The 16,959-nt window shown below is 70.2% G+C and carries 12 protein-coding genes; 8 read left to right on the top strand and 4 right to left on the bottom strand.

The annotated features are described in order from the left end of the window. Positions 1-9 precede the first annotated feature (9 nt). A complete protein-coding gene (locus tag LNK82_RS41825) occupies positions 10-396 on the bottom strand; it encodes a hypothetical protein (protein WP_230572422.1) in 387 nt (128 codons plus the stop codon). Positions 397-468: 72 nt separating this feature from the next. Between LNK82_RS41825 and LNK82_RS41820 the strand changes: the two genes are divergently transcribed. Next, positions 469-645, top strand: coding sequence for a hypothetical protein (locus LNK82_RS41820; RefSeq protein WP_230572421.1), 177 nt, complete (start codon positions 469-471; stop codon positions 643-645). Positions 646-700: 55 nt separating this feature from the next. Here the strand turns inward: LNK82_RS41820 and LNK82_RS41815 are convergent, their stop codons facing one another. Beyond that, positions 701-1,738, bottom strand: coding sequence for a LacI family DNA-binding transcriptional regulator (locus LNK82_RS41815; RefSeq protein WP_230572420.1), 1,038 nt, complete (start codon positions 1,736-1,738; stop codon positions 701-703). 70 nt (positions 1,739-1,808) lie between these two features. On the opposite strand from LNK82_RS41815, the gene LNK82_RS48060 reads away from it, so the two are divergent. From LNK82_RS48060 to LNK82_RS41780, 7 genes are all read left to right on the top strand, one after another. Next, the gene (locus LNK82_RS48060; protein ID WP_308257505.1) at positions 1,809-2,459 is read left to right on the top strand and encodes a beta-xylosidase family glycoside hydrolase; all 651 of its coding nucleotides are present in this window, start codon (positions 1,809-1,811) and stop codon (positions 2,457-2,459) included. 225 nt (positions 2,460-2,684) lie between these two features. Further along, positions 2,685-4,079: a glycoside hydrolase family 10 protein gene (locus LNK82_RS41805; protein ID WP_230572418.1), complete on the top strand. Its 1,395-nt coding sequence runs from the start codon at positions 2,685-2,687 to the stop codon at positions 4,077-4,079. Positions 4,080-4,728: 649 nt separating this feature from the next. Next, entirely contained in the window at positions 4,729-7,869 is a 3,141-nt protein-coding gene (locus tag LNK82_RS41800) for an RICIN domain-containing protein (protein WP_230572417.1), read from the top strand. A gap of 220 nt (positions 7,870-8,089) precedes the next feature. Next, a complete protein-coding gene (locus LNK82_RS41795) occupies positions 8,090-8,767 on the top strand; it encodes a glycoside hydrolase N-terminal domain-containing protein (protein WP_230572416.1) in 678 nt (225 codons plus the stop codon). A 137-nt stretch (positions 8,768-8,904) separates the two neighbouring features. Beyond that, positions 8,905-10,077, top strand: a complete 1,173-nt coding sequence (locus LNK82_RS41790; protein WP_230572415.1) for an ROK family transcriptional regulator — start codon at positions 8,905-8,907, stop codon at positions 10,075-10,077. 287 nt (positions 10,078-10,364) lie between these two features. After that, complete coding sequence (locus tag LNK82_RS41785) at positions 10,365-13,826, top strand: ThuA domain-containing protein (protein ID WP_230572414.1); 3,462 nt, start codon at positions 10,365-10,367, stop codon at positions 13,824-13,826. Between the two features lie 89 nt (positions 13,827-13,915). Next, on the top strand, positions 13,916-14,626 hold the full coding sequence (locus LNK82_RS41780) for a hypothetical protein (RefSeq protein ID WP_230572413.1): 711 nt from the start codon (positions 13,916-13,918) through the stop codon (positions 14,624-14,626). Between the two features lie 22 nt (positions 14,627-14,648). Here the strand turns inward: LNK82_RS41780 and LNK82_RS41775 are convergent, their stop codons facing one another. Together LNK82_RS41775 and LNK82_RS41770 are read right to left on the bottom strand one after the other, a co-directional pair. Next, a complete protein-coding gene (locus LNK82_RS41775) occupies positions 14,649-15,836 on the bottom strand; it encodes an ROK family transcriptional regulator (protein ID WP_230572412.1) in 1,188 nt (395 codons plus the stop codon). A 206-nt stretch (positions 15,837-16,042) separates the two neighbouring features. Continuing rightward, a partial coding sequence (locus LNK82_RS41770; RefSeq protein WP_230572411.1) for a ricin-type beta-trefoil lectin domain protein occupies positions 16,043-16,959 on the bottom strand: 917 nt, incomplete at its 5' end.

Genomic DNA, 16,959 nt, shown 5'->3' with positions numbered 1-16,959 from the left:
TCCGGCGCGCTACAGGTAGCCGCCCTCCCGGCACGCGTCCAGCACCCTCGTCACCGCGGTCGCCGCCTCCTGCGTCGGGTAGGCCGGGTCGGTGCCGGCGTTGAGCGCGGACTCCAGCGCGGTGAGCTTCGCCGCCAGGAAGGCCGACGGGACGTCGAAGGCGCGGTCCGTGGTCCTGGGCAGCTCGATCGTGAGCAGCTGTTGCGGATTCGTCAGGTCGATGGACGCCAGCTGGGCGCACAGCCGCTGTTCCCCGGCAACGGGCGGAGTGGTCGTCGTCGTGATGGTGGTCGCGGTCGTACCGCTCGTCCGCTCCGCGACGGACCCGCCACCACTCGGGGAACAACCGGAAACCACCACCGCAGCCGTCACCACGACCACCGCTCGTCGGATCATGCGCACACGCTAGCGACCGCGGCGAGGGACCGGTCCCGGCCGCTGCGCGCAGCGGATCCGACGAGCTGAGCGGTGGGGGCATCGACGTGGACGAGGTCCCACCGCTACGAGCAGAAGTCGCGTTCCTGGCCGTTGCAGGTGGAGCCGGTGGCGACCTTCGAGCGGATCGTCAACCGCGACAGCGGCGAGTTCCTCGACGCCGCCATGTCGGGCGGGGCTGCCCGGCTCGATTCATGGCTGTGGCCTTGATTAACGTTCCGCTCGGATATCCGAACGTTGCTGGAGCACGTTGGTCGTCGTCACGTCACCTCGCGGGCCCGGTCGTGCTGGCGCGCGGGATGAGTTCGGTGGTGAGTATGAGGCGGTTCTGGGGGAGGGGGTCGCCCTGTGAGAGCGCGACGATCATGCCGGTGGCCGCGGCGGCCATGTCGCTGAGGGGTTGGCGGACCGTGGTGAGCGCGGGGATGGCCCACTGGGCGGACGGGAGGTCGTCGAAGCCGACGACGCTGAGGTCGTGGGGGATGCGCACGCCGGCCTCGTGGGCGGCCTGGTAGACGCCGAGGGCCTGGGCGTCGTTGAACGCGAAGATCGCGGTCGGGGGGTCGGCGAGCCGCAGCAGTTCGCGGGCGTGGGTGAGGCCGTCGACGACGTTGAAGTCGCCGACGCGGATGAGCGCGGGGTCGACGGGGACGCCGACGGCGTCGAGCGCGGCGCGGTAGCCGTCGAGGCGGGCGCGGCTGGACAGCACGTGGGAGGGGCCGGTGATGGCGGCGATGTGCCGGTGGCCGAGGTCGACCAGGTGGCGGGTCGCGGCCAAGCCTCCGTCCCAGTTGCTGGTCCCCACGGACGGGTACTCGTGGGTGGGGTCGCTGATGGGATCGACCAGCACGAACGGGATGCCGCGGCTGGACAGTTGCGCGCGCTGGGCGGAGTCGGGCGCGGAGAACACGGTGATGACGCCGGCGGGTTTGCGGGCCAGCACGCCGTCGATCCAGGTCCGGCCGGGGGTGTGGCGGCCGTTCAGCTCGGTGAGCACGACGGCGAGCTCGTGCTCGCCCGCCACCCGCTCGACGCCCTTGATGATCTCCATGGCGTAGGCGCCTTCGAGCTCGTGGAGCACCAGTTCGACCAGCGTCGCGCGGTTGGCCTTCTTCTGCCTGCGGTACCCGTGCTCCCGGATCACCGCCTCGACGAGGGCGCGGGTCTCCGGTGCGACCTCCGCGCGCCCGTTGACGACTTTCGACACGGTGGCGGTCGACACGCCCGCCAGCTCGGCGATGCGGGCGATGGTCGCACCACCGCGGTCGGTGGCGTCTGTCGACGGGTGGTCGGTGGAGGTCATGGCGGGGAGTCTAGTACGGCAATTCGGCCGAAACTTTCGGAAGGTTTCGCCCTGACTCTTGACGGCCTACGTGACGCGGCTTACTGTCTGCCGCATTAACGATCGGAAATCGCGCCGAAACTTTCTAGCGGACCCTGCACCGACCGCCCGCAACGTCGCACCACCACGGATCGCGGTGGTCGCTCCCACCGGGGCACCCTCCCGATCTCGCCTTTCCTCCCCCCGTCCACCTGGAGACACCCACCGTGAACCTCCGCCGTACCACCTGGTCACTCGCCCTCGCGGGCGCCCGCGCAACTCCGACCCGTCCTGGCGCGACCGGGGGTTGCATCCGGGCACGGGCCGCGCGGGGGTGTCCGTGCGGTCGGACGAGGCGCACCAGTACGACCTGGAAGTCGCGGACGGGCACGTCGCCGTCATCGCCCGGATCGGACCGCTGCGCCAACGCGTGGCCGAACGACCCGTGCCGCCCGGCCCCGTGACCCTGGTGATCACCACCCGCGCGGACGGCGCCGACGTCCGCCCGGGCGCGCCGGACCTCGTCGGCTCCCAGGTCGGCGGTGAACCCGAGCCGTTGGCCGAACTCGACGGCCGCCACCTGTCCGCGGAGGTCTCCACCGGCTTCACCGGACGGGTGATCGGCATGTGCGTCACCGGGGGCACGGCCTGCTTCGACTGGTTCGACTACGAGGCCGCCGACGTCTTGCCGCGCCCGCGGTGAGGGCCCACCGGCACGACACCACCCCGGCCGACCCGTCGAGCACGGGTCGCGACAGACCTGATCGGCACCACGACGCCGATCACGGCCCCGGTCGGAACATGCGCTCGACCGGGCCACGAGCGGGTGCACGGCACCTCCCTCCCGCACCCGTTCGGCCGCACGGCACGCCACCCGCCCTGGCACACCCGTGCGGCCGGTCCCGACACCGATGTCAGGAGAATGAACATGTCAGCACCAGCAGGCCGCGCACGCCGCGTCCTCGCCGCCGCGACCGCCGCCGCGGTCACCGGCACGCTCGCCGTCGGCATGGCGGTCGCCGCGCCGTCCTCGGAGGCCGCCGCACCGACCCTGGGGCAGCTCGCCGCCGCCAAGGGCCGCTACTTCGGCTCCGCCACGGACAACCCGACGCTGAACAACTCGGCCTACACCGCCGTGCTGGGCAGCGAGTTCGACCAGATCACCGTCGGCAACACGCAGAAGTGGATGTACAGCGAGCCCAGCCGCGGGCGGTTCGACTTCACCCAGGCCGACCAGATCGTCGCCTTCGCCCAGGCGCACGACCAGATCGTGCGCGGCCACACCCTCGTCTGGCACAACCAGCTCCCCGACTGGGTCAACGGCGTGCCGGCCGGTGAGCTGCTCGGCGTGATGCGCAACCACATCGCCAACGTCGCCGGCCACTACAGGGGCAAGGTCGTGCACTGGGACGTCGTCAACGAGGCGTTCGAGGAGGACGGCACCCGCCGCCAGTCGGTGTTCCAGCAGAAGATCGGCGACAGCTACATCGCCGAGGCGTTCAAGGCCGCCCGCGCCGCCGACCCGAACGCCAAGCTCTACTACAACGACTACAACGTGGAGGGCATCAACGCCAAGAGCGACGCCATGTACAACATGGTCAAGTCGTTCAAGCAGCAGGGCATCCCGATCGACGGCGTGGGCCTGCAGGCCCACCTGATCCTCGGCCAGGTCCCCGGCACGCTGCAGCAGAACATCAAGCGCTTCGCCGACCTCGGCGTCGACGTCGCCATCACCGAGCTGGACATCCGGATGCGCACGCCCCGTGACGCGGCCAAGGACGCCCAGCAGGCCGCCGACTACCGCACCGTCACCAACGCCTGCCTCGCGGTGACCCGCTGCGTCGGCATCACGGTGTGGGACTTCTCCGACGGCTACTCCTGGATCCCCTCGGTGTTCCCCGGCGAGGGCGCCGCGCTGATCTACGACGAGAACTTCAACAAGAAGCCCTCTTACTGGGCCGTGTACGAAGCCCTCGGCGGCACCACGACCACCACCACGACCACGACCGGCAACAACGGCACCGGCTGCACGGCCACCTACCGCGTGGTCGGCCAGTGGAACGGTGGATACCAGGGCGAAGTCACCGTCCGCAACACCGGTGCCGTCCGCATCACCGGCTGGACCGTCAAGTGGACCCTCGCCCAGGGTCAGACCGTGGGCAGCCTGTGGAACGGCGTGTCCACCACCAGCGGCCAGGAAGTGACCGTGCGCAACGCCAACTACAACGGCAACCTCGCACCCAACGGCACCACCACGTTCGGCTTCACGGGCTCCTCCACCGGCGCCAACCCGGTCCCGACCGCCGTCTGCACGACGGCCTGACCACTCGACGACGGGTCTCGTGGAGCGGCCGCCACCTCTCCACGGGACCCCGGTTCAGCGCCCGATGACGTCGGACCGCGGGCTGCTGCTCGAAAGCGATGCGGGCACCGCACCACCTTCGGTTTCACGGGTTCGTCGCGCGGGGCCAACAGCGCCCCGGCAACCTCCTGCACCGCGAGTTGACCTGACCGCACCCGGGTGCGGACGTCGGTTGCCAGCCGGACGTCCGCGCACGGGTGCGGTTCTGCGAACAGGCCCCGATCGCCGATGTCCGCTGATGTTTGCCAATGTCGTAAAACGTGCGAAATTGATTGAATCGGGCCTTTGGGCTGTCGAAACGACTCCTTGACAAGCATTGCGACCGTGGCGAAAATCTGTCGGGACGTCAAACGAACACCATCGAACACGATCGCACAAATGCGTCTCGGTCTCTCGGAACAGGGTTCGAGGCATCCGCCGTGCGGTCGGACCTCTTCACCTCGCCAAGGAGCCGCCGCGTTCGGCTCGTCCTCCCGCCTGCCTGCGCAGGACCGGTGGGACCACCGACGCGCGGTGACCCGCGAGCCGTGCAGCGTTGCCGTGTCAGGTCCCGATTGGAGAAGTCATGGTCCTTGGTCGTTCATCTCGACCGAAGTCGCGATGGCGTGTGGTGAAGCCGCTCGTCGCGCTGGTGACGGCAGTCGGGCTCCACGTGTCCGCGTTGCCGCCCACCGCCGTCGCCCAGGACGCGTCGGTCACCTACGTGACGATCGTCAATCGGGCCACCGGGATGTCGGTGGACGGCATGGGCCGCACCGCCGACGGCGACGCCGCGGCGCAGCACCCCCCTTCGGGGTCGGCCAACCAGCAGTGGCTGATCGAGGAGTCCGGTTCCCACGTCCGGATCAGGAACCGGGCGACCGGGCTCTACCTCGACAGCGCCGGGCGTGCGGCGAACGGCGCGGTGTGCGCCCAGTGGCAGACCACGTCGTCGCAGGGCCAGCAGTGGACGCGCGAGAACGTCGACGGGCACGTCAAGTTCCGCAACGCGGCCACCGGGTTGTACCTCGACGGCGCCGGGCGCAGCGACTCCGGCGCCGACCTCAAGATGTACGCGAGCAGCGGCAGCACCAACCAGCAGTGGTCCGTGGTGGGGCCGCCCGACCTGTCCCCGCGCGCCGTCGTGGTGGACGGCGACGACGTCCGCGCGGACAACGTCAACGGCCTGACGTTCAAGGGTTTCGGCCTGCTGAGCGGCAACAGCTCGAGCGAGCTGCTGATGGACTACAAGTCCGAGCAGCCCGCCAAGTACCTCGAACTGCTCCAAGTGCTGTTCGGCGGTAAGAACCCCGTGCTCACCAACGTCAAGATCGAGATGGGCAACGACCGGAACAACTCCACCGGCCCGGACCCCTCGACGATGCGCTGGGAGACCGAGGACGTCAACGTCACGCGGCACCAGGGCTTCCAGCTCGCCGCCGACGCCAAGAAGATCAACCCCGCGCTGAAGGTGTCGATCCTGCGGTGGAACGCGCCCGCCTGGGCGAACACCAACGACAAGATCTACACCTGGTACAAGAAGTCGATCCTCGCCGCCTACCGGACCTACGGCTACATGGTCGACTACGTCAACCCGGGCGTGAACGAGCACACCGCGGACCTGAACTGGTCCAAGCGGTACGCCGAGCTGGTGCGCACCGACGGCACGGGCTTCGCCGACGCCACCGAGCGCGACCTGTACCGCCGGATCGGCGTGACCATCTCCGACGAGGCGAGCCTCGGCACCTTCGGCGACGAGATGGTCGCGGACGCCTCGCTGCGCGACGCCGTCGCGGTGGCGGCCTACCACTACAACACCGACGACACCGCCGCGGGCGACTTCAAGCGCCTGGCCGAGTCCTTCGACAAGGAGGTCTGGAACAGCGAGGCGCAGGCGACGTTCGGCAACTCCTCGTTCCGGCCGAACAACACCATGGCGGACCCGACCACGGTGGGCACCGGGGTGGGCGGCAAGAACAGCGCCCTGGAGATGGGCAACACCGTCATCAAGGGCTTCGCCAACTCCCGGCGCACGAACTTCATCTACCAGCCCGCCGTCGGCTCGTTCTACGAAGGCGGCCAGTACGGCTACAAGGAGCTGGTCAGCGCCCGCGACCCGTGGTCGGGGTGGCTGCACTACGACCTGGCGATCGACGTCCTGCGGCACTTCAGCTGGTTCGCCAAGACCGGGTGGGAGAACCCGGACAACACCGCCGGCATCTGGCGGGCCGTCCCGCAGGCCAGCTACACCGGGGCCACCGGCACCAACCCCGTCAACGGGCGCAACGGCACCCCCAGCTACCTCACCCTCGCCGCGCCCGACAAGAAGAACTTCTCCACGGTCTTCGTCAACGACAGCGAGTGGCCTCGGGTCTACCACCTGCGGGCGGTCGACATGGCCTACACCGGCCGCCAGGTGCTCAAGTTGTGGGAGACCCGCGCGGCCGACGCCGGCCAGCGGTTCAACGCCAACCACCTGCGGCACGTGGGCAACGTCAACACCGACAAGGACGGCACGTACACGATCACCGTGAAGCCGTACTCCGCGTTGACCGCGACCACGCTGCCCAACATCCCCAGGCCCGCGTTCGGCACCCCGCTCCCCGTCGAGGGCGAGCGGACCGTCCTCGACACCGACCGCACCGGTTCGGGCCACGACCCGAGCGACGACGTCCTGTACGCGGACGACTTCGACTACCGCGACAAGACCGTGCCGGTGATCGGCTCGGGCGGCAAGGTCGTCGGCAGCCAGGACTTCGTCGAATCCCGCGGTGGTTCGAAGAGCGCGATCCCGCTGTTCACCAGTGATCGCAACGGGGCGTTCGAGGCGTACCTGCCCGACGGGTCGGGCAACTACGTCCTGCGGCAGCAGGTCGACCAGGTCGCGCAAGGCCTGGGAGGCGCCTGGAACCCCGGTGACCCGGTCACCCGGATCGGTGACAACCGGTGGCTGGACTACCAGGCCGGTGCCGACGTCTCCTTCGAGGACAACAGCACGCAGTCCGGCAAGAACTACGCCGCCATCGGCGTCCGCCAGCAGCACGGGGACAAGGCCGCGCCGTACAAGCTGAAGTTCTGGTTCGACGGCGGCTGGAGCGTCCTGGTCGAGGACCGCGTCGTGGCCGGCGGCAACGTCGCCACCGGTGCGGGCGGGGTCACCATCCCCGGTTTCGACACCGCGCACACCGCGTGGCACAACATCGCCCTGCGGGCGGTGGGGAGCCAGGTCACCGCCTACCTCGACGGCACCGCCCTGCACACCCTCGCCGACGCGACCCCGAAGCTGTCCGGACGGGTGGAACTGGGCAGCGGCTACTACTACACCCGGTTCGACAACCTCCGCGTCCAGACGGTCGGGACCACCCCGTCCAACTACGCCGAACTGCTGGACAACCTGGAGATGCACGACCTCGGCCAGACGCCCGCGGTCAAGCTGCGCTACGGCGGGTCGTGGTCGCACGTCAACGGCACCAACATGTACGACATCCAGCGCACCCTCTCGACCAGCCGGGGCGCCGGTTCCACCCTGACCTACGTGTTCACCGGGACCGGGCTCGACATCGTGGGGCAGAACAACGGGTCGGCGGTCCTGGAGGTGACGGTCGACGGGACCGTCGTCCACGCCTCCGCGGCCACCGTCGCCTCGCCCCAGTTCCACCAGACGTACGCCTTGCGGGGTCTGGCGAACCAGGAGCACACCGTGCAGGTCAAGGTGCTGAGCGGCACCCTCGTCGTCGACGCCGTGGGCGTGGTCGCCGGACGGGCCGGCTGAGCACTGCCCGGTCCCGCCCGCCTCGACCGGCGGGCGGGACCGGGCAGGAACCGTTCCGGAAGGCCGCGGCCGGGCTAGCGGGTCACGATCACGGCAGACGGCGTTCGAGCAGTCACGACAGGACCATCCACGATGGACACCCCGCTCGCGGTTCGTCGGGCGGTGTGCGCCCCGACAGGGGGAGTCCCATGCAGTCGTCGTTCAACACCGGGAACGGCGAGTGCGGCGCGGCACGCCGGCGCTGGAGAAGGTGATCTTCAACTACCACCGCGTGGTGCTGCCGAACGGCAGCCGCGACCTCACCCCGAACCACCCGGCCCACGAACTCCGGGTCTCGGCCCCCGGCGCGACCGCGGTCGAGGACTACCGCCGGGTGACCGATTCCCGCACCGGCGAGGTCAGCTCGACGTGGACCGACGACCACGGCACCTGGACCCGCCGCGCGTTCGCCTCCCGCGCCGACCACGTGATCGTCCACGAGCCGGCGCCCGCTCCCGGCCGGACGGTCGACACCACGCTCAGCGTCGACGCCGCGCTGGAAGGGCTGCTCGCCGACCTGCGCTTCACCACCCGTGCGACGGTCAGCAACGGCTCCGGCTACCTGAACCTGCGCGGCGCCTACCCGTCCGGGCCGGCCGCCTTCGGCTACGAGGGCGTCACGCGGGTCGTTCCCACCGGCGGCACCGTCACCGCCGGCGGCTCCACCATCGTCGTGACCGGGGCGACGCGACTGCCGCTGCTCACCAAGCTCGACCGGTACGAATCGCCGACCGCGTGGGACTCACTGCCGTTGCAGGCGGAGCTGGCCGCGCTCGGCGCCGACTACGCCGCGTTGCGCTCGCGGCACGCCGCGATCCACACGGAGCTGTACGACCGCTCGCGCCTGGACCTCCGGTAGTCGCCGGCGCCGGGTTTCGGACCGACGGCGGTGGCTTACGGCTGCCGCACATCCCAGGTAGGCGGCCCTGACCGCCGTCCGCGGTGACATCCGGGCGGCTCGGGCGGCCTTGTGTACTTGCTGCGACAATTGCCCGCATGCCAAGCCCTTCCGGTACCGACCCCAGCTCGCCGTCCGCGTTGTTGCACTTGCTGATGGACGGCCGGCCGCGCACGCGGGCGGAACTGGTGGAGGAGACCGGTCTGGCCCGGTCCACCGTGCGTGCCCGGATGGACTCGCTGCTGGCGGCGAACCTGATCGTGGACACCGGCGCCGACGAGTCCACCGGCGGCCGCCCGGCCAGTCGGTTCGTCTTCAACCCCGGGGCTCGACTGGTGCTGGTGGCCCAGGTGGGCGCCACACAGGCCACGGTGGCGGTGGCCGACCTCTCGTGCGGGCTGACCGCGGTCGAGGAGGTGGGCCTGGACATCGCCGAGGGACCGGTGCCGATCCTGGCGTCCTTGGTGAAGGCCTGGCGGGAGCTGCTGCGCACGGCGGGTGGCGCGGAGGTCGCGGGCGTGGGCATCGGGCTTCCCGGGCCGGTCGAGCACTCCACCGGCAGGCCGGTCAACCCGCCGATAATGCCTGGCTGGGACGGGTTCGACGTGCCCGCGTCGATCGGTGCGGAGTTCGGCGTGCCGGTGTTGGTCGACAACGAAGTCAACCTGATGGCGTTGGGCGAGCACGCGGCGTCGTACCCGGACGTCGAGCACATGATCGTGGTGAAGATGGCGACCGGCATCGGGGCCGGCCTGATCAGCAACGGCGTGCTGCACCGGGGCGCGGCCGGCGCGGCGGGCGACCTCGGGCACATCCAGGTGCCGCACGCCGGGGACGTGCCGTGCCGGTGCGGCAACTCCGGCTGCCTGGAGGCCGTCGTGGGAGGCCCCGCGCTGGCGGCGAGGCTGCGGGGGCTGGGCCTCGACGCGAACAGCACCGCCGACGTGGTGCACCTGGTGCGGTCCGGCAACGTCGAGGCCGGCCGGGTGCTGCGGCAGGCGGGACGGGAGCTCGGCGAGGTGCTGGCCGGCGCGGTGAGCATGTTCAACCCGTCGCTGGTCGTGATCGGCGGCATGGTGGCGCAGGCGGGGGAGATGCTGCTCGCGGGCGTGCGCGAGTCGGTCTACCGGCGGTCCCTGCCGCTGGCGACGGAGAACCTGCGGATCGTCGCGTCGCGCACGGGCTCGACGGCAGGGGCGCGTGGCGCCGCGGCGATGGTCACGAGGCACCTGCTGTCACCGCAGGTGCTCGACGCCGAGATGGAGGCGTGACCGCGGGATTCGCCCGTACGGCCCTTTTGGCTAGTGATCGTCCAAAGTTTGGTTTTTAGCAGCTGTACTTATGCATTGACCGCGCCGTATCTGGTGACTTACGTTCTCCCCATGTGGGACATCGGTGTCAGCACATGGGTTGGGAAGTCGCCGCTGAGCGGTGAAGGCCTGCGCGTGGCGGCGAAGGTGCCCGCCCGGCCGCGGAGCCGTTGAACCACCACGAGACCAAGTCGCCTCAACGACGAGAGCTTGGAGTGGTTGTGCACTACTTCATACGACTGCTGTCAGTGATCGGCTGTGTCCTGCTCGGCACCGGCGTCGCGGTCCCGGTGGCCGCCCAGGCGCACCCGGAAGGGTTCCACGTCCTGCTGTTCAGCAAGACCGCCGCCGGGGCGTACCGGCACGACTCGATCCCCGCAGGCATTACGATGTTCGAGCAGTTGGCCGCCCAGAACGAGTGGGAGCTGACCAGGAGCGAGGACTCGTCGGTGTTCAACGACGCCGCCCTCGCCACGTTCGACGTCGTGGTCATGCTCCAGACCTCCGGCATGGTGTGGGACAACGACGCGCAGCGCGCCGCGGCGCAGAAGTACATGCGTGGCGGCGGAGGTTTCGTCGCGATCCACAACGCGACGGACATGAACATCGAGCAGCAGTTCCCGTGGTGGGACCAGATGCTCGGCGCGAGCATGACCGCGCACTCGGCCATCGTGTCCGGCACGGCCAAGGTCGCCGACCGCAAGCACCCGTCCGGTGCGGCGCTGCCGGACCGTTGGACGCGCACCGAGGAGTGGTACAACTTCACCCGCTCGGTCCGCGGCACCGCGCACGTGCTGGTCACCGCGGACGAGTCCACCTACGACCCGGGGTCGTCCAGGATGGGCGCGGACCACCCGATCTCGTGGTGCCGCAACTTCGAGGGCGGCAGGCTGTGGGCCACCGCGATGGGCCACCAGGCGTCCAGCTACTCCGAGCCGCTGTTCCGCGAGCACGTCAAGGGCGGCGTGGAGTCGGCGGGCGGCAAGGTGCAGGCCGACTGCGGTCCCACCTCGTGGAGCAGCTTCGAGAAGATCGCGCTGGACGAGACCACGATCGCGCCCGGCGCGGTCGACATCGCCCCCGACGGCCGCGTGTTCTTCACCGAGTACGGCGGCAAGCTGAAGATCTACAAGCCGGACACCCGCACCACCGTCACCGCCGCCACGCTGAACGTGTACGGCGGCGGGCAGAACTCGGAGGACGGCCTCACCGGCTTGGCGCTCGACCCCGATTTCGCCACCAACAGGTGGGTCTACCTGAACTACTCGCCCGGGAGCACGACCGAGGAAGCCGCACGGATCTCCCGCTTCACCATGAACGGGGACGCGGTCGACCTCTCCACCGAGAAGGTCCTCCTCAAGGTGCCCATGTCGCGCAAGGAGGAGCCCGGCCACACCGGCGGCTACCTCGCGTTCGGCCCGGGGAAGAACCTCTACGTCGGTGTCGGCGACGACACCAACCCGTTCGCGTCGGACGGCTACGCGCCGATCGACGAGCGGCCGGGCCGCTCGCTGTACGACGCGCAGGGCACCGCGGCCAACACCAACGACCTGCGCGGCAAGATCCTGCGGATCCACCCCGAAGCCGACGGCACGTACACCGTCCCCCAGGGCAACCTGTTCGCCCCCGGCACGGCGAGGACCCGTCCCGAGATCTACGCGATGGGCTTCCGCAACCCGTTCCGGTTCAGCGTGCACCCGACCACCGGCGTGGTCTACCTGGCGGACTACGGACCGGACGCGGGATCGGACAACCCCAACCGCGGTCCCGGTGGCCTGGTCGAGTGGAACGTGGTGAAGTCGCCGGGCAACTACGGCTGGCCGTACTGCGTCGGCAACAACACGCCCTACAACGACTTCAACTTCGCCACCGGGACGTCCGGCGGCAAGTTCAACTGCGCCGCGCCGGTGAACAACTCGCCCAACAACACCGGTTTGTCGACCCTGCCCGCCGCGCGCGCCGCCGACGTCTGGTACGGCAACAGCGCGAGCGAGGGCAACAAGTTCCCGGAGATGGGTTCCGGCGGCGAGGCGCCGATGGCGTTCCCGATCTACCGGTACAACGCGGCCAACCCGTCGCCGACCAAGTTCCCGGCGTACTTCGACGGGACGCCGTTCCTCGGCGAGTGGGCTCGCAACACGATGTTCGAGTTCCGGCTCGACTCGTCGGGCAACCTGCTGAAGATCAACAACTTCCTGTCGGGCATGTCCTTCGCCTCGCCGATGGACGCGAAGTTCGGCCCGGACGGCTCGATGTACCTGCTGACCTGGGGCGAGGGCTGGGACGACAACGTGCACCTGCCGGGTGCGGGCCTCTTCCGCATCGACTACAGCGCCGGTGAGCGCAGCCCGGTCGCGCGGGCCACCGCGACGCCTGGCTCGGGCGGGACCCCGCTGACGGTGCGGTTCTCCAGCGCGGGTTCCAGTGACCCCGAGGGCGGCGCGCTGAGGTACTCGTGGCGGTTCGGCGACGGCGGCACGTCCACCGAGGCGAACCCGTCGCACACCTACACCACGCGGGGCACGTTCAACGCCCAGTTGACCGTCACCGACCCGAGCGGGCGGACGGGCACCGCGAACGTCACCGTGACGTCGGGCAACACCGCGCCGACCGTGACCGTCACCAGTCCCGCGGACGGCGCCATGTTCGCGTGGGGCGACACCATTCCCTACGCGGTGTCGGTCAGCGACCCCGAGGACGGCACGATCGACTGCGCCCGGGTGATCACCCAGGGCAACATCGGTCACGACGCGCACAAGCACCCGCTCGGGGGCCCGATCACCGGGTGCTCGGGCTCGCTCAAGGCCGAGGCCGACGCCGAGCACCAGAACGGGAACGCGCACATCATCGGCTCGACCGAGTACGCCGACAAGGGTGCCACCGGTCTGCCCTCGCTCACCGGGAGCGCGACGGTGGTGTTGCAGCCCAAGCACAAGCAGGCCGAGTTCTTCAACGGCTCGTCCGGTGTGCGGGTGGTGTCCCAGGCCGGCGCCGAGTCGGGCGCCAGGGTCGGCGACATCAGCAACAACGACTGGATCTCGTTCAAGCCGGTGAACTTCACCGGGATCAACCAGGTGTCGTTCAAGGTGTCCTCGCCCACGGGCGGCGGTTCCGTCGAACTGCGCTCCGGCTCGCCGACCGGCCCGCTGATCGCCTCGGCGCCGGTCGTCAACACCGGTAACTGGGACAACTACGTCAGCACGCCGCCGGTGAACGTGACGAAGCCCGGCGGCACGGTCGAGCTGTTCGTGGTGTTCAAGTCCTCCGCCAACAACAACTTCGACCTCGACTCGATCACCTACATCGGGCCGGGAGCGGGCAGCGGCGGCGGGGGTGGCGGCGCGAAGGAGATCGTCGGTGTCGGCGGCAAGTGCGTCGACGTGAACGGCGGCGCCTCGACCGACGGCGCCAAGGTGCAGTTGTGGACGTGCAACGGCCAGGCGAACCAGAAGTGGACGCAGACCGGCAGCACGTTCCGGACGCTCGACAAGTGCCTGGACGTCAACGGCGGGAGCCAGGTCGACGGCACGCTGGTCCAGCTGTGGTCGTGCAACGGCTCGTCCGGGCAGAACTGGTCGGTGCAGTCCGACGGCACGATCCGCAACGGCGCCAAGTGCCTCGACGCCAACGGCGGCAGCTCCGCCGACGGCACGCAGCTGATCATCTGGACGTGCACGGGTGGGACCAACCAGAGGTGGACCCTCCGCTAGCGAGGGGTCCACGTCAGCGGCCCCGGTCCCTGGCACCGGGGCCGCTGACCCACCCGTCCGGCGATCCGTGGACGCAGAGGAGTGAAGTGATGGTCAGGACCTCGTCGACCCGGCGGCCACGCCCCGGTGGACCCGCTCGCCGATCCGCACCGCCGTCGCCGCGCCGGGGCACCTGGCTCGCCGCGTCCGGTCTCGTCACCGCGTTCGTCCTCGGTTTGGCCACGGCGTTCGTCATCACCTCGGCGGACGGGCCGGACGCGACCGAGCGGCGGATCGCGGAGCTGCGTCAGGAGGAGGCCGAACGGGACCTCGCGCAGCTGGGGCCGTTGACGGACCTGGCCAAGGAGACGCGAGACCGGTTGACGCCGGTGCTGGCGGCGATGGCGGAGGCGGCCCCGATCGGCGGCGCGCAACCGGCGTCGCCACCCAGCGCCGATGTGGTGAAGGGGTGGAAGGACGTCGTGGCCGCCGCGGTGAAGCCGCACGAGACATCACCTTCCGCGGGCAACGGCATCAACATGACGCGGACCGGTATGCGGGTCGCCGTGCAGCAGCTCGCCACGGCGGTCGACGGGTTCGAAGCGTCGCTCACCGCCACCGAGCCGCTCAAGAGCAGGCTCGTTTCGCTCGCGGGTGATCAGCGGACCCTGGCGCTGCGGACCTGGTCGGTGGCGGCGGTCCAACTGGACCTGATCAACGTCGAGGCGGGGCGGGGCCACGTCCACGTCCAGCTCCCGTCGGGGCCGGATTCCGGGGTCATCGCGCCCGACCCCGTGCCGGAGGGCGGTGGACGGGGGTGATCCGGGACGACGGCGGCGCGCGCTACCGCGAAGGCCAACCGAGCTGGTCGTCCACCACGGCGGGCGACAGCACGTGGTGGACGACCATGGTCGCCGCGCCGATCACGCCCGCGTCACGGCCCGCGAGCGACGGGACGATGCGCAGGTTCTCCGTCGCCAGGGGCAGGGAACGGCGGTAGATCGCCTCCCGGACCCCGGCCAGCAGCATCTCGCCCGCGGCCGCGAGGGAGCCGCCGACCACGACGAGCGAGGGGTTGAACATGTTGACGCAGGCCGCCAGCACCTCCCCGATGGCGCGGCCCGCCTGCCGGACCTCTTGACCTGCTTCGACGTTGCTGTCGCGGACCAGGGCCACCACGTCGGCGTTCGTGTGCGCCTCGATCCCCTTGGCCCGCAACCGCGCGGCGACCGCGGGACCACCGGCGACGGCTTCCAGGCAGCCCGTGTTGCCGCAGCGGCACGGTGCGTCGCCGCCTTGAGGAGCCCGGATGTGCCCGAGGTCGCCGGCGGCTCCGGCCGCTCCCCGGTGCAGGACGCCGTTGCTGATGAAGCCGGAGCCGATGCCCGTCGCCGCCTTCACCACGATCATGTGGTCGACGTCGCGGAAGGAGTGCGCGTGCTCGCCGAGCGCCATCAGGTTGACCTCGTTGTCCACCAGCACCGGAACGCCGAACTCCGCCCGGATCCGCGAGGGCACGTCGAAACCGTGCCACCCGGGCATGATCGGCGGGCGGTTGGGGCGGCCTGACGAGTGCTCGACCGGACCGGGCAGGCCGATGCCCACGCCGGCCAGGGGCACCCCGGCCAGGTCCGGGTCCGCGAGCAGGTCGCGCCACGCCCCGACCAGCGCCGCCAACACCGGTTCGGGACCGTCGGCGATGTCCAGGGCGAGTCGCCGGGACGCGAGCAGGCCGCCGTTGAGGTCGGTGACGGCGACGGCTCCGTGGGTGGCGCCGAGCTCGGCCGCGAGGACGAGCCGGGCGCGTGCGTTGAAGGCGAAGCGGCTCGCGGGCCGTCCGCCCGTGGACACACCGGTGCCGCGATCGTCCACCAGGCCGGCGCCGAGCAGCGCGTCGAGCCTGGCGGCGACGGCGGAGCGCGTCAGGCCGGTCTCGTGCGTCAGCTCGGCGCGGGTGCGCGGCGCCCCGTCGAGCAGCAGCCGGAGCAACTGCCCGGAAGAAGGCGAAGGGCCCCAGGGATCGTCGTGCACGGCACTAAGTGAACCAGAGGAGCGAAGTTCAGGCGATAGACGAGCAAAACTGGGCGGTTCCTGGTCAGTCACGGCTCAACTTGTGTTCGGATCAGCCAGTAGGCACCCCGATTACCCCGGCCGTCGCGTGAGGCGACGGCCGGGGCACTCGGGGTCCACGTCCGCGTGTCAGGGGCGCGCGGCGCGCTGACGGGTGATCGGTCGGGTCAGACTCGGGTCCAGCGCTGGTTGGTGCCGTCGTGGCAGGTCCACACGATCACCGGGGTGTTGTTCGCGGTGCCGTTGTTGTTCACGTCGAGGCACAGCCCGTTGCGCGTGTTGCTGATCGTGCCGCTGCTGTTCAGGGTCCACTGCTGGTTCGTGCCGCCGTTGCAGTCCCACAACTGGACCGGCGAGCCGGCCGTGGCGTTGGTCGGCGTTTCCAGGCACTTGCCGAGCAGCTGCAAGGTGTTGCCGCTTTGCGTGAACTGCTGGTTGGCCGCGCCGTGGCAGTCCCAGATCACCGGTCGGGTGCCGTTGGTGGTGGAGCTCTCGGGCGCGTCCACGCATCGGCCGGCCGACGCGCTGCGCAGCGCGAAGGTCGTGGGTGGCGTGGTGGTGCCGCCGCCGCTCACCCGGAACACGGCCGTGCCGTGGCCGGGCACGCTCGCCGAGATGGGGCCCGTGGTCGTGGAGGTCGCCCCCGTCCAGAGGTCGCGCAGGGTGAAGGAGCTCCCGGTCTTGCCGATGGTGCTCGCCGTCGTCGAGATGGTCGTGGTGGTGTTGCCCTGGTTGAACAGGGAGACCGCCACGTCCCCGTTGGACAGCCGCTTGGCGAGCACGCGCCGGGTGCCGTCGAAGGACACCTGGACGCCCTGCAACCCGAGCGGGTCCTGGTTGATGGCGATGAGGTTGGCGTTCTTCAGGATGGTCTGCGTGGCGGCGTCCATGTTCCGCAGGTCGTTGCCCGCGATGAGCGGCGAGGCCATGATCGCCCACAGGGCGAAGTGGCTGCGCATCTCGGTGTCGTTCATGCCGCCGCGGCCGACTTCCATCATGTCCGGGTCGTTGAACGCGCCGGGCTTGGCGTAGGAGGCCAGGGGCACGGTGACGTTGACGATGTTCTGGATGCCCATCGGGTAGC

It is taken from the genome of Saccharothrix luteola (assembly GCF_020859565.1).
GTDB classification, from domain to species: Bacteria; Actinomycetota; Actinomycetes; order Mycobacteriales; family Pseudonocardiaceae; genus Actinosynnema; species Actinosynnema luteola.
Note: the sequence above shows the minus strand (reverse complement) of the source record. Positions and strands in the feature narration are given on the sequence as shown.

What these genes read in the sequence shown, in the direction of transcription:
- LNK82_RS41825 (WP_230572422.1), bottom strand. Translation starts at nt 396, where the DNA reads ATGATCCGACGAGCGGTGGTCGTGGTGACGGCTGCGGTGGTGGTTTCC.
- LNK82_RS41815 (WP_230572420.1), bottom strand. Translation starts at nt 1,738, where the DNA reads ATGACCTCCACCGACCACCCGTCGACAGACGCCACCGACCGCGGTGGT.
- LNK82_RS41805 (WP_230572418.1), top strand. Translation starts at nt 2,685, where the DNA reads ATGTCAGCACCAGCAGGCCGCGCACGCCGCGTCCTCGCCGCCGCGACC.
- LNK82_RS41790 (WP_230572415.1), top strand. Translation starts at nt 8,905, where the DNA reads ATGCCAAGCCCTTCCGGTACCGACCCCAGCTCGCCGTCCGCGTTGTTG.
- LNK82_RS41780 (WP_230572413.1), top strand. Translation starts at nt 13,916, where the DNA reads ATGGTCAGGACCTCGTCGACCCGGCGGCCACGCCCCGGTGGACCCGCT.